This window comes from Bradyrhizobium mercantei, from assembly GCF_001982635.1.
GTDB lineage: Bacteria > Pseudomonadota > Alphaproteobacteria > Rhizobiales > Xanthobacteraceae > Bradyrhizobium > Bradyrhizobium mercantei.
In genome coordinates this window covers 112,434-136,290 of sequence record NZ_MKFI01000001.1, presented here as the reverse complement: position 1 = coordinate 136,290, position 23,857 = coordinate 112,434, and the positions used below count along the sequence as shown (strand labels likewise).

General features: G+C 64.7%; 23 protein-coding genes and 2 tRNA genes. 11 read left to right on the top strand and 14 right to left on the bottom strand.

The window, feature by feature from the left end:
* Nucleotides 1-38 precede the first annotated feature (38 nt).
* The gene (locus BI327_RS00635) at nucleotides 39-788 is read right to left on the bottom strand and encodes an SDR family oxidoreductase (RefSeq protein WP_076857753.1); all 750 of its coding nucleotides are present in this window, start codon (nucleotides 786-788) and stop codon (nucleotides 39-41) included.
* Between the two features lie 179 nt (nucleotides 789-967).
* Here BI327_RS00635 and BI327_RS00630 point away from each other — a divergent pair, with 179 nt between their 5' ends.
* Nucleotides 968-1,570 carry a TetR/AcrR family transcriptional regulator gene (locus tag BI327_RS00630; protein WP_245334673.1) on the top strand — a complete coding sequence of 201 codons (603 nt, stop codon included), beginning with the start codon at nucleotides 968-970 and terminating at the stop codon, nucleotides 1,568-1,570.
* Here the strand turns inward: BI327_RS00630 and BI327_RS00625 are convergent.
* Nucleotides 1,551-2,762 carry an MFS transporter gene (locus BI327_RS00625; protein ID WP_076857749.1) on the bottom strand — a complete coding sequence of 404 codons (1,212 nt, stop codon included), beginning with the start codon at nucleotides 2,760-2,762 and terminating at the stop codon, nucleotides 1,551-1,553. The two genes, BI327_RS00630 and BI327_RS00625, sit on opposite strands and share 20 nt — an antisense overlap.
* 1 nt (nucleotide 2,763) lies before the next feature.
* On the bottom strand, nucleotides 2,764-3,432 hold the full coding sequence (locus BI327_RS00620; RefSeq protein WP_076857748.1) for a GntR family transcriptional regulator: 669 nt from the start codon (nucleotides 3,430-3,432) through the stop codon (nucleotides 2,764-2,766).
* A gap of 187 nt (nucleotides 3,433-3,619) precedes the next feature.
* Between BI327_RS00620 and BI327_RS00615 the strand changes: the two genes are divergently transcribed.
* Together BI327_RS00615 and BI327_RS00610 are read left to right on the top strand one after the other, a co-directional pair.
* A complete protein-coding gene (locus tag BI327_RS00615; RefSeq protein WP_076857746.1) occupies nucleotides 3,620-4,024 on the top strand; it encodes a GFA family protein in 405 nt (134 codons plus the stop codon).
* A 69-nt stretch (nucleotides 4,025-4,093) separates the two neighbouring features.
* Nucleotides 4,094-4,168: transfer RNA gene (locus BI327_RS00610), tRNA-Val, on the top strand.
* A 132-nt stretch (nucleotides 4,169-4,300) separates the two neighbouring features.
* Here the strand turns inward: BI327_RS00610 and BI327_RS00605 are convergent.
* Complete coding sequence (locus BI327_RS00605) at nucleotides 4,301-4,510, bottom strand: photosystem reaction center subunit H (RefSeq protein ID WP_083741955.1); 210 nt, start codon at nucleotides 4,508-4,510, stop codon at nucleotides 4,301-4,303.
* Between the two features lie 246 nt (nucleotides 4,511-4,756).
* Between BI327_RS00605 and BI327_RS00600 the strand changes: the two genes are divergently transcribed.
* The 3 genes from BI327_RS00600 to BI327_RS00590 are packed head-to-tail and all read left to right on the top strand — an operon-like array spanning nucleotide 4,757 to nucleotide 6,257.
* Nucleotides 4,757-5,044, top strand: a complete 288-nt coding sequence (locus tag BI327_RS00600) for a hypothetical protein (protein ID WP_076857742.1) — start codon at nucleotides 4,757-4,759, stop codon at nucleotides 5,042-5,044.
* A 22-nt stretch (nucleotides 5,045-5,066) separates the two neighbouring features.
* Nucleotides 5,067-5,372, top strand: a complete 306-nt coding sequence (locus BI327_RS00595; protein ID WP_076857740.1) for a YciI family protein — start codon at nucleotides 5,067-5,069, stop codon at nucleotides 5,370-5,372.
* A 33-nt stretch (nucleotides 5,373-5,405) separates the two neighbouring features.
* Complete coding sequence (locus tag BI327_RS00590) at nucleotides 5,406-6,257, top strand: class I SAM-dependent methyltransferase (protein WP_076857739.1); 852 nt, start codon at nucleotides 5,406-5,408, stop codon at nucleotides 6,255-6,257.
* Here the strand turns inward: BI327_RS00590 and pepT are convergent, their stop codons facing one another.
* Together pepT and BI327_RS00580 are read right to left on the bottom strand one after the other, a co-directional pair.
* The gene (gene pepT / locus BI327_RS00585; RefSeq protein ID WP_076857737.1) at nucleotides 6,258-7,514 is read right to left on the bottom strand and encodes a peptidase T; all 1,257 of its coding nucleotides are present in this window, start codon (nucleotides 7,512-7,514) and stop codon (nucleotides 6,258-6,260) included.
* 169 nt (nucleotides 7,515-7,683) lie between these two features.
* Complete coding sequence (locus BI327_RS00580; protein WP_224924859.1) at nucleotides 7,684-8,007, bottom strand: HU family DNA-binding protein; 324 nt, start codon at nucleotides 8,005-8,007, stop codon at nucleotides 7,684-7,686.
* Nucleotides 8,008-8,313: 306 nt separating this feature from the next.
* On the opposite strand from BI327_RS00580, the gene BI327_RS00575 reads away from it, so the two are divergent.
* From BI327_RS00575 to BI327_RS00570, 3 genes are all read left to right on the top strand, one after another.
* A tRNA-Asp gene (locus tag BI327_RS00575) sits at nucleotides 8,314-8,390 on the top strand.
* A 466-nt stretch (nucleotides 8,391-8,856) separates the two neighbouring features.
* On the top strand, nucleotides 8,857-9,168 hold the full coding sequence (locus BI327_RS41435; RefSeq protein ID WP_143271503.1) for a hypothetical protein: 312 nt from the start codon (nucleotides 8,857-8,859) through the stop codon (nucleotides 9,166-9,168).
* A gap of 348 nt (nucleotides 9,169-9,516) precedes the next feature.
* Complete coding sequence (locus BI327_RS00570; protein WP_076857735.1) at nucleotides 9,517-10,407, top strand: class I SAM-dependent methyltransferase; 891 nt, start codon at nucleotides 9,517-9,519, stop codon at nucleotides 10,405-10,407.
* Here the strand turns inward: BI327_RS00570 and BI327_RS00565 are convergent.
* The 7 genes from BI327_RS00565 to BI327_RS00535 form a co-directional block, all read right to left on the bottom strand.
* Nucleotides 10,404-11,699, bottom strand: a complete 1,296-nt coding sequence (locus BI327_RS00565; RefSeq protein ID WP_076857733.1) for a hypothetical protein — start codon at nucleotides 11,697-11,699, stop codon at nucleotides 10,404-10,406. The two genes, BI327_RS00570 and BI327_RS00565, sit on opposite strands and share 4 nt — an antisense overlap.
* A 170-nt stretch (nucleotides 11,700-11,869) precedes the next feature.
* Nucleotides 11,870-12,061 carry a hypothetical protein gene (locus BI327_RS00560; protein WP_076857731.1) on the bottom strand — a complete coding sequence of 64 codons (192 nt, stop codon included), beginning with the start codon at nucleotides 12,059-12,061 and terminating at the stop codon, nucleotides 11,870-11,872.
* Between the two features lie 14 nt (nucleotides 12,062-12,075).
* Nucleotides 12,076-12,276 (bottom strand): hypothetical protein, encoded by a 201-nt coding sequence (locus tag BI327_RS00555; RefSeq protein WP_076857729.1) that lies wholly within the window; start codon nucleotides 12,274-12,276, stop codon nucleotides 12,076-12,078.
* 98 nt (nucleotides 12,277-12,374) lie between these two features.
* Complete coding sequence (locus BI327_RS00550; protein ID WP_076857728.1) at nucleotides 12,375-13,013, bottom strand: haloacid dehalogenase-like hydrolase; 639 nt, start codon at nucleotides 13,011-13,013, stop codon at nucleotides 12,375-12,377.
* A complete protein-coding gene (locus BI327_RS00545; protein ID WP_076857727.1) occupies nucleotides 13,006-14,631 on the bottom strand; it encodes a hypothetical protein in 1,626 nt (541 codons plus the stop codon). The genes BI327_RS00550 and BI327_RS00545 overlap by 8 nt, the downstream gene beginning before the upstream one ends.
* Nucleotides 14,632-14,633: 2 nt before the next feature.
* The gene (locus BI327_RS00540; protein WP_076857725.1) at nucleotides 14,634-15,623 is read right to left on the bottom strand and encodes a UbiA family prenyltransferase; all 990 of its coding nucleotides are present in this window, start codon (nucleotides 15,621-15,623) and stop codon (nucleotides 14,634-14,636) included.
* 336 nt (nucleotides 15,624-15,959) lie between these two features.
* Nucleotides 15,960-16,163: a hypothetical protein gene (locus BI327_RS00535; protein ID WP_016847743.1), complete on the bottom strand. Its 204-nt coding sequence runs from the start codon at nucleotides 16,161-16,163 to the stop codon at nucleotides 15,960-15,962.
* A gap of 256 nt (nucleotides 16,164-16,419) precedes the next feature.
* Here BI327_RS00535 and BI327_RS00530 point away from each other — a divergent pair, with 256 nt between their 5' ends.
* Nucleotides 16,420-17,376, top strand: coding sequence for a TRAP transporter substrate-binding protein (locus BI327_RS00530; RefSeq protein WP_083741954.1), 957 nt, complete (start codon nucleotides 16,420-16,422; stop codon nucleotides 17,374-17,376).
* A 378-nt stretch (nucleotides 17,377-17,754) separates the two neighbouring features.
* The gene (locus BI327_RS00525) at nucleotides 17,755-21,945 is read left to right on the top strand and encodes an autotransporter domain-containing protein (protein WP_283807762.1); all 4,191 of its coding nucleotides are present in this window, start codon (nucleotides 17,755-17,757) and stop codon (nucleotides 21,943-21,945) included.
* A 57-nt stretch (nucleotides 21,946-22,002) separates the two neighbouring features.
* Here BI327_RS00525 and BI327_RS00520 read toward each other — a convergent pair whose 3' ends face one another.
* Nucleotides 22,003-23,841: an FAD-binding oxidoreductase gene (locus tag BI327_RS00520; RefSeq protein ID WP_076857723.1), complete on the bottom strand. Its 1,839-nt coding sequence runs from the start codon at nucleotides 23,839-23,841 to the stop codon at nucleotides 22,003-22,005.
* Nucleotides 23,842-23,857 lie beyond the last annotated feature (16 nt).

Genomic DNA, 23,857 nt, shown 5'->3' with positions numbered 1-23,857 from the left:
AGCAGGGCGGGCCCTCGCGAAGAGGGCCGGGAGCTCCGTCAGATCTGGGCCCAGCCACCATCGACGCACAGCTCTGTGCCTGTGACGTAGGCCGAGTCATCGGAGGCGAGAAACAGGACGGCTGTCGCGATCTCGTCGACGGTGCCGCTGCGGTGCATTGGAATTTGGGCGTGCACCTGGATCTTGGTCTGCTCGATCATCTCCTCGCTCAATCCCACTTTGCGCGCTTGGTCGGTATCGATGTGGCCAGGCGCCATTGCATTCACCCGGATGCCCTTCTCGGTCAGTTCCGCGGTGAGCGACCGCGCCAGTGAGCGAATCGCCGCCTTGGTCGCCGAATAGACGCTGACATAGGGGCGGCCCTGTGTGCTCAGGGTGGACGTGTTCAGGATGATCGACCCGCCCGATGTCATCAGCGGCTGGAGCTTCTGCACCGTGAAGTAGGTGCCCTTGAAATTGGTGTCGACCGTGAAGTCGAACTCTTCTTCGGACATGTACTCGAACAGGTTCGGCCGCCCGCCGCCGGCATTCGCAAAGATGATATCGAGGTGGCCATGCTTCTTCGCGACGTGTTCGCGAAGCGCGTCGATATCGGACATCACCGACATATCGCTGCGGACGGCGTCAGCACCATGGCCGATGCTTTGAACCGCGGTGTCGAGCGTCGCCTGATCGCGGCCGGTGATGACGACCTTGGCGCCTTCGCGTGCGAACAGCCTGGCCGTCGCCAGTCCCATTCCTGAGTTGCCGCCTGTGATGACAGCGACCTTTCCGTCCAGTCTACCCATTTCCGTCTCCTGATTTCTTTCCCAAAGACACTCGCCGGCAACCTGCCGAAGGGCTGGAGCGACAGCGACGGGCCGGATATATGAAGCATTCTTCAGGTTTGGATTCGCATATGGGAAAGGCCTCACGACCAACGCTAAACCGCCGGAAATTGCCGCGTCAGGCCCGATCCGCGGTCACCGTGGACGTCATTTTCGAGGCGACCATTCAGGTTCTGCTGAGCGATGGTCCGATCCGCCTCAACACCACGCGCGTGGCGCGACGCGCGGGCGTTTCGGTGGGAACGCTTTACCAATATTTCCCGAACAAGCAGGCGCTGCTGTTCGCGGTGCTGGAACGACATCTGGCGGTGCTGGCTGACGCCATTGCGAAAGCGTGTGACGAGAACCGATGCGCGACAGTTGAGAAGATCGCCGAGACCGTGGTGAAGGCCTATCTGAACGCGAGGATGGCGCAAGCTGAAGTCTCTCCCGCGCTTGCCCTCGTCGCCATGGAGCTCGACGCGCGCGAGCTGATCGACGCGGCGCTCCGGCGGAGTGAAAAGGCGATCGAGACCATGCTGTCGACCGCCAGCGATAGCCGTTTCGTCGATCCGCGCGTGATCGCCCAGACCATCACAGCCGTGATCTACGGGACGGTGCCGGCATTCTGCCAGCGGGTGATGTCCCCGGCTGCACGTCGTGAGGCCGAAAAGCAGCTCACGATCATGTTTCGCTCCTATTTGATCGCGCAGCGGAGCAGCGCTGCCGAAGCCAGGCGGGCGACTACTCCTTCTTCTCGATGATGAAATTGCCGATCGCCCCGAGTGCCATCAGCACGCTGGTGCCGAGGAACACCGCGCGCATGCCGATGTGGCCGCCGATGAATCCGCCGGCGAGTGGGCCGATCACCTGGCCGGCATATTGTGCCGAGATCGAATAGCCCAGCATGCTGCCGGTGACCGCATCAGGCACGTTGTGGCGGATCACGCTGGCGATGCAGGGCAGCAGGCCGCCGAGCGCCAGCCCCATCAGGAAGCGCAGCGCGATCAGCTGCCAGCCGCTGACCACGAAGGCCTGCGGGATCAGCAGCAGCGCCGAGACCGCAAGGCAGACGGTGATGATCCGCCAGTGGCCGACACGATCGGCAAGCTTGCCGAGATGCGACGACGACAACAGGCTGCCGAAGGCCGCCGCCGACATCACGACACCGGCCACGAACGTCACCTGGGGCGCCTCGACCAGTTGCGCGACATAGACTGTGATGATCGGCTCGATCGACATGTTGGCGATCATCAGCAGCAGGCCGGTGCCCCACATTGCAATCACCGGGCGCTTGTCCGGAACCAGCGCCCAGCCGCCGCGCGCTTTGCTGCCTTTCGCGGTCTTCGGACGCGCGCCCTCGCGGATCAGAAACGTCGTGCCGAGGAAGGTGATGAAGATGACGCCACCGATCAGGAAGAAGGTCTCGCGGATGCCGATCAGTCCGGGCAGCACGCCGCCGATCAACGGGCCGACCAGGCTGCCGGCCATGATGCCGGCCGACAGCACGCCGATCGCCCAGCCGGAGCGCGCTTTCGGCGTCTGTGCCGCGACCAGCACGGTCGAGCCCGAGGCGTAGCCGCCGAGCAGGCCGGTCAACAGCCGCAGGCCGACCAGCTCGTAGACATTGTGCGCCATGCCGATCAGCGACATCGCGACCGCCATGCCGAGGCTCGCGCGGATCAGCATCAGCTTGCGGCCGTAACGATCCGCGAGCCGTCCCCACAGCGGCGCGGTCAGCGCGGCGCTGAAGAAGGTCGCGCCATAGGCGACACCCGACCATTGCACGATGGCGGCATGATCGGTCACGCCGAGCTGCTCGACATAGAGCGGCAGGAACGGCAGCAGCAGGGTCATCCCGATGATGGTCGTGAAGGAACCGATCACGCAGACGATCAGATTGCGCTTCCAGGGGCCGGCGTCGAGCAGGGCTTCGCGATCGACTTCGATGTTCATGTCAGCGCAGCCCGATGACGGCGAAGCCGCGCGCCCGCAGGCCGCGGCGATCCTCGTTCAGCGAACGGAGCAGCCGATCGCGGGTGTCGGTGATGTGATCGGCGGCCTCGCGCGCGGCAGAATCCGGATCCTTGGCCTTGATGAAGCCGAGGATTCGCCGGTGCTCGCGCCAGGCCTGCTCGCGCGAAGGTTCGGTCCACACTTCGAGCCAGCGCGCCCGCGACAGCCGGGTCATCGCGCCGGCGATCGCCTTGACGATGAAGGGATTGCCGGAGAGGCGCGCGATCTCGACATGGAAATCGGTGCCGACACGGTGCCATTCCTCGCGCGGCGCGCCGGACTGGCAGGCATCCAGCATCTCCTCGACGCCGGCGATGTCGGCCTCGCTGGCCCGCGCGCAGGCGAGGCGGACCGCCGTGGTCTCCAGCGGAATCCGAAACTCGGCCAGCGCCTCGAGCTCACCGAGGTCGATCGGCGCGACGATCCAGTTACGGCCGTCGCGGCGGACCAGCTCTTCGCCTTCGAGCCGCACCAGCGCGGCGCGGATCGGGGTGCGCGATCCCTCGAAGCGGCTCTCCAGCCAGCGTTCGGTCAGCCGCTCGCCGGGGCCAAGGTCGAGGGAGAGGATCATCTCCCGGAGCTGGTCGTGGATCTGAAGCATCTGCGACATGGGCAGGTCCCTGGCCGGTGCATGAAAGGGGGGCACCTTGAAAAGGTATCCCATTTCGGTATCCCAAGAAAGACCGGTTCGGGATACCAGGATTGCTCCGTGAGGGCGCCAGGCAGGCGGCTGGCCGATCAGAATGGAACAGGCCTCCGGGGGGCTGCTTTGTTTGACGGAATTGGGAGAGCGCAGCATGCAGATCGACGGGCAATGCCATTGCGGGGCCGTGACCTATCAAGCCGAGATCGATCCCGAGCGGGTTTCGATCTGCCATTGCACGGATTGCCAGGCGCTGACCGGTTCGCCCTACCGCGTCACGGTGATTTGCACCGCCGAGCAGGTCCGGCTGACCAATCGCGCGCCGAAAGTGTATGGCAAGCGCGGCGACAACGGCCGGATCCGTTTTCAGCATTTTTGCGGTGATTGCGGTTCCCCGTTGTTCACGAGCGGCGAGGACGGCGGTCCCGACGACTTTGGCATCCGCTGGGGAAGCATTCGCCAGCGCGGCCAATTGACCCCGCGACGTCAGGTGTGGTGCCGCTCCGCCGCGCCCTGGATCAGCGATCTCAAGGGATTGCCGGCGCGACCCATGGATTGAGGTTGACGGATTGAGGCTTTGCGGCCTTGCACCTCGGGGGCAGGCGAGGCTAAAGAGGCGCGCAGGTCAGGGCGGTTAGCTCAGCGGTAGAGCACTGGTTTTACACACCATTGGTCGGGAGTTCGATCCTCTCACCGCCCACCAGCCTTCGCCCTGCGGGCTACGGCTGGGCAAGCCAGCCTTTTGTGATCATCTCATCGCCTTGTTCGGAGCGCAGGGCGAAGGCTGTCACGCCGAAGCTCGAAGAGCGAAGGCGGACGGACGCAGCATCCGGCCCTATTGCTGAAGCATCCTGATTGTCGAGATCGGCCATTTGCCGATGTGCCCCGCGATCGAGATGCGCAAGCCGTGAGACTCGTCAAGAAACACGCCCTCGACGGTCCCCGCAGTTCCGTCGGTGAGAACCGCGGCTCGCCCGACAAGCTCCGCCTCCGCTTGCACATGCTCGCGCAAAATGGCGATGGCGCGGTGTTTCACGAGCTGCAAGGCGGCCTCTGGTTGAAGAGCCCTACACGGTAACGCCATTGCGCGGTCCTCTGTGAACGCGAGGAGAGGGCGCGATCCCGGCCGTGGGGTAGTAGATGGGGTGGTCGGGACCGCGCTTGCTCCGCGCTGGCGTGCCGAATGTCACGGGATATCCGACAGCGTGAAAGGTGCCGAAAGTCACGCGCTCAGGTTTGATGCCGACCGTGCTGCGATGCTATTCTGTCCGCCTAACCGGGAACTCGATGCATGCGCAAACTCGCCGCGATTTTTCTTCTTGCCATGATTGCCGGACCTGCGTTCGCGCAGTCGGATCACGTCCAGCGCTATCGCGAAGAGGTCGAGAAGTCGCCGGCCGATACGGCCAATGAGGCGCGGCAGCAGCGCGCCTATCAGCGCGCGCTGAGCGGCGTGCCGGACCAGAAGCCGACCGACCCCTGGGGCATTGCGCGCCCCAATGACGGGCAGGCCCCCAAGGCCGCCAAGACGACCCCGGCGCCGAAGCAGGCCAAGCCGACGAGTGCGGCCGCCAAATAATCCCCGAGCGCGGACCAGGTCGATGAAATACTACGTCTGCAAATTGACCGGACCGCGCCCGACCTTTCCGCAGGACATGACGCCGCAGGAAGCCGCGCTCATGCAGGCGCACGTCGCCTATTGCGGCGAATTGCTGCAAGCCGGCAAGGCGCTGATCTTCGGGCCGGTGGCCGATCCTGCCGGCGTCTGGGGTCTCGGCGTGCTGCAACTGGCTGACGATGCCGATCCGCAGGAGATCGTCGCCAACGATCCCGTCACCAAGGCCAATGCGGGATTCACCTATCAGGTCACGCCGATGTTGCGCGCTGCGACGCGCGAGACCTGTTAGGGTCGACCAAATTTCTCAACAAGGTTCGATCGCATGAACGCTGGTCACCCGCAAAACGCCGATCAGATTGCCTATTGGAACGGGCCGGGCGGTCAGCGCTGGGCGAGCCGGCAGGCCGCGCAGGACATCGTGCTGCAGCCGGTGCTCGATCTCCTGATCGATCGCGCCGCGCCGAAGGCCGGCGAGCGTGTGGTCGATGTCGGCTGCGGCAGCGGTGCCTCGGCGTTTGCGCTGGCGGCCAGGGTTGCGCCGGATGGTCGCGTGCTCGGCGTCGATGTCTCGGAGCCGATGCTGACGCGGGCGCGGCAGAGCGCGCCGCAGGGGTTACCGGTCGAGTTCGCATTGGCCGATGCGACGGTCTATCCGTTCGCACGCGAGAGCTTCGACTTGCTGGCCTCGCGCTTCGGCGTGATGTTCTTTGCCGATCCGGCGGCATCGTTCGCCAATCTGCACAAGGCGATGAAGCCGACGGGGCGTCTGGCTTTCGCATGCTGGCAGGAGCCGCGCGAAAATCCGTTCTTCATGGCGCCGTTGCAGGCGGTCTACAAGCACGTGCCGAAGCTGCCGCCGCTCGGTCCCGAGGATCCCGGTCCGTTCGCGTTTGCATCCGAAGCCCGGGTGAAGCGGATCCTGGGCGAGGCGGGCTTGTCCGGCATCGCTATGGAGCCGTGCAAGGTCGAGCTCGATGTCGCGACCGGGCGCGGCATCGACGCAGCGATCCAGGGCGCGCTCGAGATCGGGCCGGCCAGTCGTGCGCTGGAAGGCCACCCGGATGACGTGCGCGCCGCCGCGATCGCATCGATGCGCGAAGCGCTCATGCCCTTCGTCAAGGGCGACGCCGTGCTGCTGCCGGGCGCAATCTGGATCGTGACGGCGAAGGCCTGATCAGGCCCGCTCTTCCCAGATCATCGCCAGATGCACGATGGTCTGTACGGCCTTTTCCATGTCCTGCCGGCTGACCCATTCGAGCCGCGAATGGAATGCGTGCTCACCGGCGAAGATGTTCGGGCAGGGCAGTCCCATGAAGGACAGCCGCGAGCCATCGGTGCCGCCACGGATCGAGGTCTTCACCGGCGTCAGTCCCGCGCGCTCGATCGCCTCGATCGCGTAAGCGACGATCTGGGGGTGACGATCGATCACCTCCTTCATGTTGCGGTATTGCTGCTTGACCTCCATGCGATAGGTCGAGCGCGGATATCCCTTCATGACATCCTTCACGATCGCCTCGAGCAGCGCTTCCTTCTGCTTCAGCCCGGTCTCGGTGAAGTCGCGCACGATGAAGTCGATCCGCGCGTGCTCCAGCGCACCGGAGATCGCGACCGGATGCAGGAAACCTTCCTTGCCCTCGGTGGTCTCGGGCGAGCAGGTGTCCTTGGGCAGGCGGTCGACGATCGCAGCCGCGATCTTGATCGCGTGCTCCATCTTGCCTTTGGCAAAACCCGGATGGGTCGCGACGCCTTCGATGATGATGCTGGCGCCGTCGGCGGAGAAGGTCTCGTCCTCGATGTGGCCCGCGGTCTCGCCGTCCATGGTGTAGCCGAAGTCGGCGCCGAGCTTCCTGATGTCGACCTTGTCGACGCCGCGGCCGATCTCCTCGTCCGGCGTGAACAGGATCTTGATGGTGCCGTGCTTCACCTGCGGGTTAGCGACCAGGAAATGCGCGGCATCCATGATCTCGGCGAGGCCGGCCTTGTTGTCGGCGCCGAGCAGGGTGGTGCCGTCGGTCGTGATGATGTCGTTGCCGATCTGGTCGGCCAGCGCCTCGTGCTCGGCGGCGCGGATCACCTGCGAGGCGTCGGCGGGCAGCACGATGTCGCCGCCGGCATAGTTCTTCACGACCTGCGGCCTGACGTTCTTGCCGGTGCAGTCGGGCGAGGTGTCCATATGCGAGCAGAAGCAGATCACCGGCACCGTCTTGTCGGTGTTGGCCGGAATCGTCGCATAGACGTAGCCGTGCGGATCGAGATGCGCATCGGATACCCCCATCGCCTGCAACTCGTCGACCAGCAGGCGGCCGAGATTCTTCTGCTTCTCGGTGGAAGGCGTGGTGGGTGAATCCGGATCGGACTGGGTGTCGATCACGACATAGCGCAGGAAGCGCTCGGTGACGGTGTGCTTGAAGTCGAGAGCCGGTGCCAGCATGAAGACCGCACAAAGTAAGGAAAAGGAATAAGGCGCTTTGGCGAAGTTGGTTCGCGCAGGCAAACCGCGTCAAGGCGAGCTCGAAAGACAATTCTATAACAGAAAAGCGCCACTCCGGGGCCGCGTCACGAGCCGGAATGGCGCTTTGCCTTAACGGAAAGAGAAAGACCTAGACGGCTTCCTTCAGCTCCTTGGCTGCGCGGAAGGCGACCTTCTTGCTCGCCTTGATGTGGATCTGCTCGCCGGTTGCCGGGTTGCGGCCCATCCGGGCGGCGCGCTTGCGGACCTGGAGGATGCCGAGGCCGACGATCCTGATACGCTCGCCCTTCTTGAGGTGCTTGGTGATCCTCGTGACCATGTCGGTCAGGATCGCCTCGGCTTGCTTCTTGGACAGCTCCTGCTCTTCGGCGATGGCCGCCGCCAGGTGCTTCAGCGTGATCGTCGCCGGGGTCGCTGCTTTCTTCGCCATGTGTGGCCCTCCTCGTTGCTGAATGGCTGGATTGCTGCTTTCACGCGAATGGCGCGCCGTTCGCGTCGGGGAATGCGTCCGGAAAGGTCCTGAAACCGCCGGTTCTGGGAACGGGCAGCGCCGGGCCGGCCACAGGAAACCCAGACCTATCAGGCCTTATTCGATTCGGGGCTTTACTGACTACGCCGTTTCGCCTGAAAACAGGCGACAAGTCGCGCCGGCACCCGCAAGAACGCCCGTGCTGTGCAGGGATCCGCAACGCGCTTGACTATCCGGATGCGGCCCTTTATGCCCTCGGTCCTGCGCGGATCAATCCGATGATCGGCATCCGCGGGAGTAGCTCAGTTGGTTAGAGCGCCGCCCTGTCACGGCGGAGGCCGCGGGTTCGAGTCCCGTCTCTCGCGCCATCAATTTCAGCGCAAATTCAGCAGCTTACAGAGATGACCGGCTATCGCCGGAACCGCCAAGCGTCACGCGAGGCGGCGTCATGACGCGTTTAAATGCCCCTTGTTCGGACCAGGGCTCGTCGTCCAGTTCCAGCCACCTCATCCGGGCGCGCAAGCGACGATGGAAGACCGTCGCTATTCGCGTCGGCGGTGTTGCTCAGCACGTCGAGGCCATCGCCGGCGCGTAGCTTCGGGGACCATCGCAATCGCTACCGCATTTCGGACGGCCCGAAGGCAAGTTTCCGAACATCAGCTCGCAGCCAGATCCGCGCAGCCTGCGGCGATACGCAAAAGTCTCATTGTGATTCCCCGAGTAACAGTCACAGTAACCGCAACCATCGGATAAGATCGGCGCCGGCCACGGCGCGCTGATGATGGCGCCCCGAACGAGACGCGAAGAGCCCAACCAGGAAGGACGAGGAACGGAATGTCGGAGCAACCTATTCGGCGCGATGATTTGGTCCGCTATCTGCAGGCCAAGGCCCTCAGGCCTGCTTGCGAATGTTGTGGCAATCAAAACTACGATCTGTTCGATGAAACTCAGGTTGATCCGCCCGGGATGGACGGCTCTCCCGCGACCAAAGGCCGCCTGTCGCTGTTGGCATTCCTGTTTCCCGGCGTTCCCGATTTTTCGCGAGCCAAGACGCTCGATGTTTGCGCGATCTCCTGCACGAATTGCGGTCACGTGCGGCTGTTTTCGCGCGCGAAAGTTCTTCAGTGGATTAGCGCCAACCCATGATCCGATAGTGGGTTGGAAATAGAACTGGCTCGTGAGCCTTGCGGCCGTCGTCGGCGGGCGATTGCACGACGCCATTCTTCCGTTCGAGTTCGGAAAGGATGATAAACAGCCGCCACGATTTCCTGAGTGCGATTGCTGTTCAACTCGAACGTCCGTCGGTGTCACCTGACGATCGCAGTTGCTCGCATTGAGAGCAGGAACGACATCAGCGGTTCCATTGCTCCCTGGAACTCACGCGCTTTCGAGGTGTCTTAAAGTTGCCGGAGAAGCCGGAGACACTCTCAGCGAAGTTCAATTGACGCTAGCGCGGGCGAGGGCTGGTAGCGTGCACAACAAGGAGCAGTGCTGATGAACTGGAGCTTGTGGCTGAACGAATACTATAAGGACGCACTCGAAAAAACCAATGCCGCATGCGTACGAGGCGAGCCTGCGTACGAGGCGTTCAAATGGATCGACGATCCGTATCTGTGGAATGTGCTTCTCTGGAAGGAATATGACGGCTTTGAAGCGATCAAGGCCACCATTCCCGATCCGCCGGACGCCGGGACCCAGAAAAACTGGAGCGGTCGTTCCGGAATGGAGCTCGGTGCCGCAGTCGTCGAGACCTATCGTCTATTGCACGACAAGATCAGGCTTCATCTGGACAAGCCATTCGAAGACTGCGCCGTGTTGGACTATGGCTGCGGCTGGGGCAGCGTGCTCAGATATTTAATGAAGGATGTGCCGCTGCGCAATCTGCATGGATGTGACCCCCACAAGGGCATCATCCAAGTCGCGCAACGCTCCAACCCTCACGCCGACATCGTGCTGTCGGACAGCCTGCCAAGACATCTTCCGTTCAATCAGAAATTCGATGTGGCCTACGCGCTGTCGATCTGGACGCATCTGTCCCCGGTTGCGAGCGACGTTTGTTTAGCTGCGGTTCACGAGGCCCTGGAGGATCGTGGTCTGTTCCTGCTGACGGTGCGGCCACCGGCCTACGCATTCTATGAGCCGATTTCCAAATTGCCTGGCTGGGATCAGCAAAAGATCGCGGAAACGGTGCGGCGGGACGGCTTCTACTTCTATCCTCAAAGCTATCCGGTCGATGGCGAGATGACCTACGGCGAGACGATCATCACCAAACGGTATATCGAGCAGCATTGGACCGACCTGTTCGATCTGGTCGACGTCGGCATGAACGGGATTTCGCCGTATCAGAGCATTATCGTTCTTCGCAAGAAGGCGAGGCTGCACTAGGCCGCGAGGCCGACGACGTTGATGGGCTGCGCTGCCTGTTGCTGATGATGCGAGGCTTCCGCTTGCTGTTCGGGCGTCAGCCACCACAGCAGGAACAGCAGCGCGATTCCGTTCGACAAAAGGCCGGTCGTGAGCGGCACGTTCATGATGGCCTGAACGGCGATGCCTGACGATACCGCGATGAAGCGCGGTGACAGGTGCCGCGAGACCATCGATCCCAACGACAGGATCAGGCCGCACACCAGCGCCGAGATCGGCGCGAGCGCGAGACCGACCGATGCGATGCCTTCGGTGGCGAGGAAGGAGGCGTTGAAATTGCCGTCGCGATAGATCGCTCCGAGCGTCGGGCCGAGCTCGCCATACGGGCAGGCGGTCACATGTCGCAGGACGGTGATCTGGCAGAACCGGGTCAACTCGCGGTGCGCGAAGAAGTCGGCGTATTGATCGAGCGCCAGTGACGGGATTGCGAGGAAGCGCAGATTGATGGCGCTGAACAGCACGTAGTCGCTGTCGACGGTGAGAACGGCGAAGGCCGCGAGCCCGATGATCATCGGAACGAGAAATGCGAGCACCGTGGCCAGCCGCGGGGTGAACCGGCCAAACAGCCAGAACAGAAATGGCAGCCAGATAGGCAACAGCAGCACGGTCTTGTTGTTGACGACGGGATAGAAGCCGAGTGCAAACAGCAACACGCCGGTCGCCGCCAAACATCGCCGGCGCGATGCGAAATGCGCGAACAGATAGGGCAGCACCGCGCCGATCATGATCCCGGTGAGATAGTTGAGCAGCGCCGGCCGCACCACGGCGGTGCGGGCTGCGCCATAGGGATTGCCAAAATTGATCCCGTAAGAGATGTCGCCGATCAGCACGGCGAAGGACGTTGCCAGCAGCAGCAGCGCGACGCGCTTGATGGCCGCGTCCGACAGCCCGGGCCGCCAAACCGGGACGGTCTGGAACAGCAGGGGGATGATCGCTGCGGCCAGCGCGGCGATCATGGCCCAGCGCGCGACGGCGTGCGGGTAATCGAATGCGCTGAAGAAGCTGAGCCAGACGAAGCCGAACACGGCTGACAGCAGCGAGAAGCCCACCAGATAGCCGAAGCTGAATCGCCCCGCGACGAATACCGGGATGAAGACGACCATGATGGCGGTGCCAAGGACGGCGTGGGCGGTGATGCCGGATCGCCAGACATGCATCGCCGGGAATGCCTGCCCGCAGGCGATCATCGAGGCGATGCTGAGGACGAAGAACCCGAGGATCGTGCCCCCGACAATCAGGTCATCGCGCGTCATTGCATCGGCCCGTCCGAATCGAAAGCTGTGCGACAGCTAGCCAGCCGGTCCCGGACGACGCAAGTTAAGCAAAGTTAAGCGACGGCGCGCTCTGTGTTGTTATGTTTCCGCCGGGTGATCCGTCACCGCGGCGCCGTATTGAATTCACAATCGGCAACGCGCCGCCTTGATCAGGCAAAGAATGCGGCGACCGCGTTCAGGTCGGATTGCCCCGGGGCCTCGCCGCGCAAATTCGCGTCGATGATGCGGCGGCAGGCGTCGACTGTGTGGGTATCGCCCAATTCGTTGGCGGCCTCGAGGATCGACCAGACCGTATCCAGGGGAACGTCAGTCTGCATGGTCGCATTCGGATCTGACAGCATCGGCGGCGTCGGGGTTAGAATTCGAACAGGTCGCGGCCGCGCCGCGCCAGGATGTGCAGCTCCGCCACCGTTCCGCGCACCGCGTTGCAGCGGCGGCATTCGATGATGGTGTCGCCGGACGCGTGCGCCGGATCGGCGACCTTGATCGCCAGGCTGCCGCAATCCGTGCAGATGATCTTGAAGCCGCTCGAAATTACTTGCTGTTGCAAATTCATTTTGGCCTGCGCCTCTGTTGACGCCGACCTTAGCCGAACAATTTTTAAGACTGGGGTCGCGGAGCGGATTGCAATCGAGCGACCGCGTTAGGACGCGGTTAAGATTTCGCCGCCGCGGCGCGGCCCGGCAGATGCAGCGTCGGCCGGCCGAACCTGGCTGCCGCAGCGCGCACCGCCTCGCTTGCGTTGACGGTGATAATACCGGCGGCGTGGGCCCAGACCGCGAGGTCGGACGCGCTGTCGCCGGCGTAGATGAAGCCGCCGGGAAAGCTTTTGCGCAGCAGCGCGGCCTTGTTGGCGCCCTTGAGATTGTGTTCGCCGTCGGAGGCGAGCACCTGGTCGATCCAGGGCAGGCGCGATGCCAGCCTGTCCGCGAGCAGCGCGTCGGCCGCAGTCGCCAGCACGACGCGGCGGCCGCTGGTTTTCTCGCGCTCGGCCAGCGCGACGACGCCCTGATGCAGTTCGATCCGGCTCCACTCGATACGCTGGCGCAGCGCGAGCTGGCGCTTCAGCGCCGCGCGGCCGCGCGTCAGCCACGCCGCGCATGATGCGACGATCAGCGGATTGCGGCGCAGGATCGAGAAGAAGCTGAGATAGAGCAGGTCGCCCTTGATCAGCGTGCCATCGAGGTCGAGCACCAGCGGCAGCGACGCCGGCAGGCCGAGCAGCGCGGATGACCCGTCAGGGCGGGAAACGGTCTGCAGATTGTCGCCGCCGGTAAGGCGAGGTTCAGTCATTCGCGGCGCTCAGCCGGGTTGCGACCTTGCACACGTCGATCGCGCGCGCGCCGGTCTCGGTGGTCCTGCAATCGCCGTAGCCGAACCTGGCGGCAAAGGCCACACCGTCCTGGTCCGAGCTCGAGACGATCAGGACTTGCGGCGCGCCGTGATTGGTGGCGCGGAACCTGGCGACCGACGCGACGTCGGGTGCATCCTGCCAATCCGCCGTGGCGCGCATGAAATCGTGAGCCTCGACATATTGCAGAGGGAAGTAGCCGAAATAGCGCGTCGAGGGCAGCGGCGAGGACAGTCCGACGCCGCCGCCCGCAAGCGCTGCGGTCTGCGCGGCGTGCAGGGTCGGGCGGATGCGCCAGGCGAACAGATGGCTGTCGCGCCGGGCGATCAGGTCGGTATTGGCAAAGCTCTGGCCGGGATTTTCGCGGCCGGCGGCGAACTCGCTCTCCAGCGTCGGTGCCCAACTCTTGTAGGCGACGGCACGGACCGCGGTCTGTCCGATCAGGCCGGACAGTGCCGCAAGGCAGAGCGCGCGGGCCAGCGCCGGTGCCGGCTGGCGGCTGGCGATCGCGAGCACGATCGCGATCCCGCTGAAGGGGGCAAGGCGTTCCGACAGCAGCGCCGAGCCGGTCTTGAGATTGAGCAGCGACAGCGCCACCACGAGAACGAAGAAGACCGGCCACAGCAGGTCACCCGAACGGACGCGCCGCAGTGCGATGATGCTCGCGAGCGCAATGGCGCCAAGCATCGGGGCGAGCGCAATCACCTCCCACCAGGTGAAGGTGAAGAGATAGGTCGCCGCCATGATGCGGCGGACGATCTGGGCGATGCCGCCCTCGGTGCTGGCGGTCTCGCCGGCAATGTTCTGGTAGGCGAGCAGGAAGCTTGCGATCAAAAGCAGCACCGGCAGTGCTGCCGCCGCGGCCCACACGCCATCGCGCAGCAATCGCTGCGCGGCGGCCTTGATGCCCTGCCGCTCGAATGTCGCAACAGCGCGCGCGATGCCGTCGGCGGCAAGCAGCAGGCAGGCGGCGACGACGGAGGTGATGTGGGTGAGGTACAGCGCGGCCAGGAACAGCGCGGTCGCGATGAATGCGAGGATGTCGCGGCGCCCGTTGAGGCCGCGCCAGAAGCGCGCGAACAGCAAGAACAGCGGAATGCCGAGCGCGAAATTGTAGAAGCCCCAATGGATGAAGACGCCGAAGGCGATCGGCAGCAACAGCAAGGCCGGCAGCAGCGGCCGCTCGGTCTCGGCGCGGCTCACGGCGAAGGCCGCGACGATCCAGACCACGCCATAGAGGCTGAGGAACAGGCTGTTGGCGACGAGCGCATCGCCGGTCAGCCGGATCAGCGCGGCGAGCAGGAGATAGATCGCCGAGTTCGGCTCGATCCGCGGATTCCACTGATAGAACGCCGCCGCCGGCCCCTCGAGCGTGCCGCCCCAGCCGAAGCGGGCGATCAGGTCGGCCTGCGCCAGATGCACCGGCCCGTCCTGGGTCGGCACCAGCTTCACCAGCCAGATCGGGCCATCCAGCAGCACGAGCAGCGCGGCGAACACGAGCGCGACGGCGACGACGCCGACATTGGCTTTCGGCGTCTCGAACGGAGTTGCGATCGACATGGTCAGCGGATCCCGCCGAGACGGATCAGGTCCGAACTGGTGAGGCTGTTCAGCCAGGGCAGGTCGACGAAGGTCAGCACGCCGAACAGCGCCATGGTGACCGCGGCCGCAATCAGCATCGCCGGCTGCCGCATCAGTTCTTCCGGCCGTGCCGCTGCGGAGTCCGGGGTCAGCGCCAGCCGCATATAGGCCGCGAACAGCGCGATCAGCATCGGCACCACGACGAGATATTCGATGCGGTACTTCAGCAGGAAGATCGCCATCATGAAGGCAAAGCCCTGGGCGTAGACGAGACAGCTCGTGACCAGGCTCGAGTGGGTATAGACCGCGAAGGAGGGGCGGTACGCCGCGAGGTTGGCGGTGCCGCCGACCTCGACGATCGCACGATGCTCGGAGACCCGTTTTGCGGCCATCAGGAAGGCGCCGCCGAACCAGTAGGCGAGCAGGATCGACACCGGCGGCGCGATGCTTGGCACCACCGCGAACCAGCCGAACAGGAAGCGCAGCGGATTGTTGAGGGACTCGACGATGACGTCGACGAAGGCGCGGTCCTTGGCGCGGATCGGACGCACATTGTAGATCACGCCGAACACCGCGAACACGGTTGCGGTCGAGGCGAAGGCGTAACCCAGCCGGTTGGCGGCCCAGATGCCGACGGTGGTCAGCACAACATACTGTGCAAGCACGATGGTCGGCGACATCGCGGTCTGCACCGCGGGGCGCGCACGCTTGGTCGGGTGCATGGCGTCGAACGGGGCATCGAGCCATTCATTGATGGTGTAGTTGGCCGATGACAGCGCCATCGCCACGAACAGGCAGATGATGAGGCGTTCGGCGAGCGTCGCAAGCTCGATCGGCCCGGTCTGCGACATGATCAGTGCAAAGGCGACGCCGGGAATGATCAGCACATGCTTGATCCAGTGGTCGGGCCGGGCGATCGCAATGTAGTCGGTGATGCCGGCGGCCGGCTGGGCGTGGTTGGTGACGGACATCGCAATCCTCCAAACTCTGCCTGTCCCGCATCGGGGCGCGCGCGGGCTAGGACGGTTTGCGAGGGGCAGCGATCGTGCCGCATTGCGCGCAACGGCCGCCGGTCGAGGCGACCGGTCTGCAACGCGGTTAACGCTGGTAGCGGGGGAGGGACTTGTTGCGGTCTCCGGCGTGATCGACCGGTGTCCGGCTTGGTCAGGACCGCCGCTGCCATTTGCTCGCGGTGGTCGGCCGTTTCGCGGCCTGCGCCGGAATGGCACAGCTGTTTCAGTTCGGCTGCGCGCAACAAAAAAGCCGCCCCAAGGCGGCCGTTTTGTCTGCCGAAGCCTGAAAGCGTCTTAGCGGACCGTCGAGGTGCCCGAGGAGGTGATTGCGACCGGCTTGCCGGCCTTGATGACCTGGGTGGTCTGAGCGGTCTGGGTGAAATCCGCGTTGTTCCGCGCCGAGATGCCGAGAGCCGCAATCCCGATGGCCGCAACAAGGGCAACCACCACGATCTTGAGGTGGGTCGCGCGGTCAGCTGAATGGATCGAGTGGTTCATGGTCGCCTCCGGGCGTCTATGCGCCGTCTATGGCAGGTACTGGTAAGCCCCATCTGTTTCCGGATCGTTTCGTGAGTTCCCGGAAATGGTTTCGTGCCACGGGCCGATTGGTTTCACCGTGCCTTGCGTCACACAGGCGGAGGGCTAAAACAGATCCCAGGCGCCGACTGCGCTCGGGAGAAAAACAATAATGAAAACAATCAAGATGACCCGCCGGCGGGTGCTGGGAACCGGCTCGGCTGCTCTGGCCGCGACGATGTTTGGTAAGCCAGCTCTTGCCGCCGCTGAGTTCGACTTCAAGCTCGGCGTCAACACTCCGGAAACCCATCCGCTAACAATCCGTCTGGTCGAGGCCGCCAAGGCGGTCGGCACGCAGTCGTCCGGCCGGGTCAACATCACGGTGTTCGCCAACAGCCAGCTCGGCGGCGATCCGGAGATGCTGTCGCAGGTCCGGGCCGGCGGGATCGAGCTGTTGGCGGCGCCCAGCATGACGCTGTCGACGCTGGTGCCGCTGTCGGGGCTGCCCAGCATCGGCTTCGCCTTCCAGTCCTACGACCAGGTCTGGGCGGCGATGGACGGCGGCGTCGGCGACCTCGTGCGCGATGCGATCACCAAGACCGGCGTCGTGCCGCTGAGGAAAGTCTGGGACAACGGCTTCCGCCAGATCACCTCGTCGTCGAGCCGCCAGCTCAACAGCGTCGACGATCTCAAGGGTTTCAAGATCCGCGTGCCGGTGACGGCATTGCTGACCTCGCTGTTCTCGGGGCTCGGCGCGCTGCCGTCGAGCATCTCCTACAGCGAACTCTATTCGGCGCTGCAGACCCACATCGTCGAGGGCCAGGAGAACCCGCTGGCGCAGGTCTCGACCGGAAAGCTCTACGAGGTGCAGAAATACTGCGCGCTGTCGAACCATTGCTGGAGCGGCTACTGGATCCTCGGCAACCGCCGCGCGATGGCCGGCCTGCCGCCCGATCTGCTCGAGATCATCAACGCCGCATTCGACGCGGCCGCGGTGAAGGAGCGCGCCGACCTGGTCGAGATGGATCGCTCGTTGCAGGCCGAGCTCACCGAGAAGGGCATGACCTTCAACAAGCCCGATCCCGTGCAGTTCAGGGCCGCGCTGGTGAAAGCCGGCTTCTACACGCAGTGGCAGAAGACCTATGGCGCGGACGCCTGGGCGGCGCTGGAGAAATACACCGGCAAGCTGACGTAACGCGCGCAGATCGCCAACAGCAGTGCATCGGCCGATCGCGCGGGCAACGCGATGCGCGATCGGCATGCTTGCACAAGTATCCGGCAAATCCTCACACGAACGTGTCGCGCCGGCGCGAAGATATACGGGGACATCCTTTGTGGCGCAGAAGGCACACCGTCGCGCTTTCGGTTTCATTTTGGTTTTTTGTCATGCGGCAGGATGTCTCAGGAGATACAACCTCACGCTGAGATTTTCAGTGGCCGCGCAGCGCGCGGCCCAAGTTGGAATGCCATGCGCGTGCACGTTGCGGAACGCTTCCGTTATCCCCGTTTGCAACGGGTCGCGGTAACCCTTGCTCTGCTCGCCGCGTGCGGGACTGGCGCATACGCCCAGACGGTGCTGAACGCCAGCGACGGTGCGAGCCTCGTCACCGCGCTGACGACGATCGATAACAATCCGGGCATCAGCTACACGCTCAACATCACGAACAACATCACGCTGACCGCCGGGACGACGCTCCCGGTCATCAATTCGAGCAGCAGCGTGACCATCAACGGCGGCAACTTCACGCTCGACGGCGGCGGCGTGCAGCGCGGGCTCTTCGTCTACTCGGGTACTGTCGCAGTCAACAATCTGACGATCCAGAACGCCGTCGCCAAGGGCGGCAATGGCGGCAGCGGGCAGGATGGCGGCGGCGGCGGCGGCATGGGCGCCGGCGGCGCGCTGTTCGTCGCCAGCGGCGCCAACGTCACGGTGAGCAACGTTGCGCTCGCCAGCAACCAGGCCAATGGCGGCAACGGCGGCAATTATGGCTTGGGCGTCTCCGGCGGCGGAGGTGGCGGCGGCCTCGGCGGCAACGGAGGTAACGGCGGCAACGGCGGCGGCGGTGGCGGCGGCGGGCTTGGCCTCGGCGCCAATGGCGGGACCGGCGCGGCTAACCTCACAGGTGGCAACGGCGCCGCCGGCATCGCCGTCGGCGCTGCTGGCGGCGGATCAGGCGCCCCCGACTCCGGCGGTAGTGCCACGCCCGGCACAGGGGGGGTCAACGGGGGCGGCGGTGGCGGCGGGGCCCTGGGAATTAGCTTCTCTACTGGCGGCGGCGGCGGTGGAATCGGTGGTAGCGCTGGTACCAGCAGTGGAGGTCCGGCCGAGGGTGGCGGTGCTGGCGGCTTCGGCGGCGGTGGCGGCGGCAGTCTGAACAGCGCGGGCGGGGACGGCGGTTTCGGCGGCGGCGGCGGGAGCGTGCGCTGCTATCTCAACGCGGGCAAGGGCGGTTTTGGCGGCGGCGGCGGCGGCTCCAGTGGCAATGACGGCGGCAGTTGCGGAAATACCGGCGGTTTCGGCGCTGGCAATGGCGGCAACGATGCTCAAGGCGGCGCCGGCGGCGGGCTCGGCGCGGGCGGTGCCATTTTCGTGCAGGGCGGCGGAACGCTGACTGTTGCCGGTGCCTTCACCGTCAACGGCAGCAGCGTCAGCGGTGGCACCGGCGGTGTCGGCGCCGGCAATGGCTCCGCCTTCGGCGCGGGCATGTTCCTGCAGGGTAGCGGGACGCTGACCTTCAATCCTGCCGCCGGGCAGAACCAAACCGTCTCCGATGTCATCGCCGACCAGACCGGTAGCGGCGGCACCGGCGTCAATGCCGGCAGCTGGAGCCTCGCCAAGACCGGCGCCGGCACGCTGACACTGACGGCCGCAAATACTTACTCGGGCGGCACGACGGTCGGCGGCGGCTTGATCAACTTCAACGCCGCGAGCAATTTCGGCTCGGGCAACATCACGCTCAACGGCGGCGGCCTGCAATGGGCCAGCGGCAACACGACCGATATCTCGGGCCGGCTGAATGCGATCGGCTCCGGCGGTACGACGTTCGACTATAATGGCAATGCCGTGACGCTCGCGACGGCATTGACCGGCACGGGCGGCGTGACGGTCGCGAACTCAGGTAGCGGCGCTGCGCTGACATTGACGGCAGTGGAAAGCTATTCCGGCGCGACGACCATCAATTCCGGCGCGACGTTGGCGCTGTCGGGCGTCGGCAGCATCTCGAACTCGAGCGCCGTGACGGTCAATGGCACATTCGATATTTCGGCATCGTCGGCCGTCCTCAACAGGATCACGACGCTCGCCGGCGATGGATCGGTTGCGCTCGGCGGCAACGCATTGGTGATTACCGGCGGTTCAACGGAGTTTTCCGGCGCGATCAACGGCGCGGGCGCAGGGGGCCTCGAAATCGCCGGTGGTACGCAGACCCTGTCCGGTGTCAACGGCTACGTCAGCTTCACCCAGATCGATGCCGGCGCGACGCTGGCGCTCAAGGGAAACGGCTCGATCGCCAATTCGCTCGCGGTCGCGTTCTTCGCTCCCGGCGCAGGAATCAGCACATTCGACATTTCGCAGACCAACGGCGGTGCCAGCGTCGCCGGCCTGGTTGATCCGACCGGCCGCGGCGTCGTTTCACTCGGCGCCAAGACGCTGACCATCACCCACGCCACGGGTACTTACAACGGCGTTATCCAGGACGGCGGCATCGGTGGCGGCACCGGCGGCAATGTGACGATCGCTTATGGCGGTCTGGCGACCTTCGGTGGCGTCAACACCTATACCGGGTTGACCACGATCAACGCCGGCGGCGAACTCAATCTGGTCAGCGGTGGCAGCATCACGTCGTCGAAGTCCGTCATCAACGACGGCATCTTCGACATATCGGGTCGCGCCGGCGGCGCTTCGATCGCGAGCCTTTCCGGAGCCAGCACTGGCATCCTGAAGATCGGCGCCAACACGCTGACCCTCACCAACGCCAACGGAACGTTCGCCGGCGTCATCCAGGACGGCGGTGCGGGCGGTAGCGTGGCGATCAACGCTGGCAAGGAAATCCTGACCGGCATCAACACCTACACCGGCTCGACCACCGTCAACGGCGGCACGCTGGAAGTGGACGGCTCGATCGCCAGCTCGTCGAACGTGACGGTCAATTCCGGCGGCACCTTGAGCGGCACCGGCATCGTCGATCCCGCGACCACGACCATCATGAGCGCCGGTACATTGGCGCCCGGCAGCGCGGCCAACCCCACGGGCACGCTGACCATCACCGGCAATCTCGCCTTCCAGTCGGGTGCGATCTATCTGGTTCAGGTGACGCCGGCGGTTGCGGCGTCGACCAATGTCAGCGGGACGGCGACGCTCGGCGGCGCTACGGTCAATGCAGCGTTCGCCAACGGCAGCTACATCTCCAAGCAGTATACGATCCTGAACGCGGCTGGCGGCATATCCGGTACCTTCGGTGCGCTCGCCAACACCAATCTGCCGCAAAACTTCAGCGACACGCTGAGCTATGACGCCACCCACGCCTATCTCAATCTGACGCTGAACTTCGTGCCGCCACCGTCCGCGCCGAACTTTGGCGGCGGCCTCTCCCTCAACCAGCAGAACGTCGCCAACACGCTGGTCAACTATTTCAACACGACCGGCGGCATTCCGACGGTGTTCGGCACGCTCGCACCGGCAGGGCTGACGCAGGCGTCCGGCGAGCTCGCGACCGGCTCGCAGCAGACGACATTCGACGCCATGAACCTGTTCATGGGGCTGCTCACCGATCCCTTCATGAACCGGACCGGCGGAGCGGGAGGAATGCCGGGAGCGTCCGGCTATGCGGAGGAGGGCGAAGCGAGCGCCTATTCCGGAACGAAGAAAACCGATGCGTTCGCGATGTTCACCAAGGCACCGCCGGTGCCGTTCGTGCAGCGCTGGAGCGTCTGGGTCGCGGGCTTCGGCGGTTCGCAATCGACCAGCGGCAACGCCATTATCGGATCGAACAACACGACCAGCAGCGTTTTTGGCACTGCGGTCGGTGCCGATTACCTGTTCTCGCCGAACACCGTTGCGGGCTTTGCGATCGCTGGCGGCGGTACGAACTTCTCGGTCGTCAACAGCGGCAGCGGTCGATCCGATCTGTTCCAGGCGGGTGTCTATGTTCGCCACACCGAAGGGCCGGCCTATGTCTCGGGCGCGCTCGCCTATGGCTGGCAGGACATCACCACCAACCGCACCGTCACCGCGGCCGGCATTGATCAACTCCGCGCCGAGTTCAATGCGAACGCCTATTCGGGCAGGCTTGAAGGTGGCTATCGCTTTGTCGCACCATGGATCGGTGGCATCGGCATTACGCCCTACGCCGCGGGCCAGTTCACAAGCTTCGAACTGCCGGCCTACGCCGAGCGGATGATCTCGGGTCTACCGACCTTTGGGCTGACCTATGCCAGCAAGAGCGTGACCGACACCCGCAGCGAACTGGGTCTCCGCACCGACAAGTCCTTCCTGGTGCAGGACGGCGTCCTCACGCTGCGCACGCGGTTTGCCTGGGCGCATGACTACGATCCGAACCGCTCGGTCGCCGCGACCTTCCAGGCGCTGCCCGGCACCAGCTTTGTCGTTAACGGCGCCGCGCAGGCCAGCGACTCCGCACTGACCACGGCGTCGCTCGAGATGAATTGGCGCAACGGCTGGTCGGCTTCGGCAACATTCGAAGGCGAGTTCTCCAACGTCACCTCGAGCTACGCCGGCAAGGGCGTGGTGCGGTACCAGTGGTGAGGGAGAAACACGCCGGGAAGTCGATGTAACGACGAGCGGGACGGCTTTTTGATCACATCACCGTCCTCGTTGAGGCGTCAGCAGCCGGGTAAATCCATCGTCGCTCCAATCGTCGCTGCCGACGCCGTGCCGGACGAAGAACAGGCCCTGCGGATCGTATGTCTGCTTGACCCGCAGGAGCCGCGGATAGTTCTCACCCCAATAGGCCTGCTGCCAGTTCGATTCGAAGAAGCTGCTTTCCGCGAGATAGGCGCCGCCGTCCGGCGCCACCTTTCTCAGTTCACCGAACGCGTTGGCAATGGCTGCGGCATGCTTGCGCGCGTCGGCCAGGTCCGGCTCGTGGCCGCTCAAGCCCGGATAGGCCGGCGGGCCCTCGCTTGCGATGATGGCGAGCGCGAAGGCATCGATGACCGCCGGGTTCGTGGCGGTCTCCTTGGTGGCGGCGATTGCGCTCTGCGATCCGCCGGCCAATCCTTTCTGAAAGTGCAGCTCGACGGTCGAATGCCGTGCGGCCGCAAGCAGGGCCTCGACAAGCCGCGGGCGCTCGTCGTCGCGCAGCAGCGAGGCCGGGAGCCAGAGCGATTCAAAACCATGGATGAAATGCCCGGCTTCACTCAGATTGGCGGCCCAGAACACATTCTCTGCGGGCGCTCCGGGACGGTCATCGGACAGGATCGCCTGCGGAGCGCGCTCTCTGATGTAGGCGGCGTCCCAGCGGCGTGCCGCCGGACCGGTGCGGATCGATGGTGGGTGAACGAGGGTGAATTCGTCCCGTGCCTCGCTGACGAAGCCAATGAAGGGCTGCCACAGCTCGTCGGCCTGTGGCTTGGCAAGGCCCTGGAACGAAAGCTGGATCTCGAGCACATGGCTCGGCTTGATGTTGACGATCTCGCCCCAATGAGGGTTGTGCAGGCGCGCAGCGTAGAGATCGATGAACGCACCGACGAGCTTGCGGAATGACGCGCCTGAAGCGGCCTGGATCGTCATGTTGGCGAAGCCGAAGACGTCGGGCAGTTGATGGGTCCGCAACGTCACGCGGGTGACGACGCCAAAGGTGCCGCCACCGCCGCCGCGCAGGGCCCAGAACAGGTCGGCATGGTTGCGGGCATTTGCGATCCGCACGAGGCCGTCGGCGGTGACGATCTCGGCTTCGAGCAAGCTCGCTGCGGCCGTGCCGTAGGTCTTCGAGTAGCTGCCGAACCCGCCGCCCTGCACCAGACCTGCGACACCGACGGTTCCGCAGCCGCCGCCTTGCACGTAGCGGCCGCTTTTGGTCGTGACCTCATTGTAGACATGCATCCAGATCGCGCCGGCGCCGACGGTGACGGCCGGTTGTGGCGGATCTTCAGAACCTTGCGGGACGAAGCCGTCATGCAGCGTGATGTCGTTCATCGCGCGCGTCCAGATCATCAGCGAGTCCGGCGCACTCGACGTGCCGAGATAGCTGTGGCCGCCGCCCCTGATGACCAGCCGCAGATTGTTGTCGCGGGCGAAATTGACGGCCGCAACGACGTCGGCGGTGTTTCGCGCGGCGATGGCATAGACGCTTGGCTCCGATGTCCAGGCGTCGAGATAGCCCGTGGTCTGGGTCAGCGCCGCGTCGTCGCCGATGTAGTAGGGGTTCTTCAGCTCCTTGAACACATCGCGGCACGCCGGTCCGGACGGATTGTCCCGACACGCCGCCAGCGGCGACTCCACCTTGACGAGACGGCCCTCCGTTTGCTCGTTGAGCCGGTTCCAACTGGCGGCGGACGGCCACGCGGCATCCAAGGGGCGGGTTCGCCGCAACAGTTGGGCGGCATTGCTCGTACCTTGCGCCACGGCGGCCGGCCCCGGCGCGATCCAGTGCGCCAGCGGGGTCAGGGCCGCGCCGATCAGGAGGTCGCGACGATTCATCGGCGGGTCACCTGTC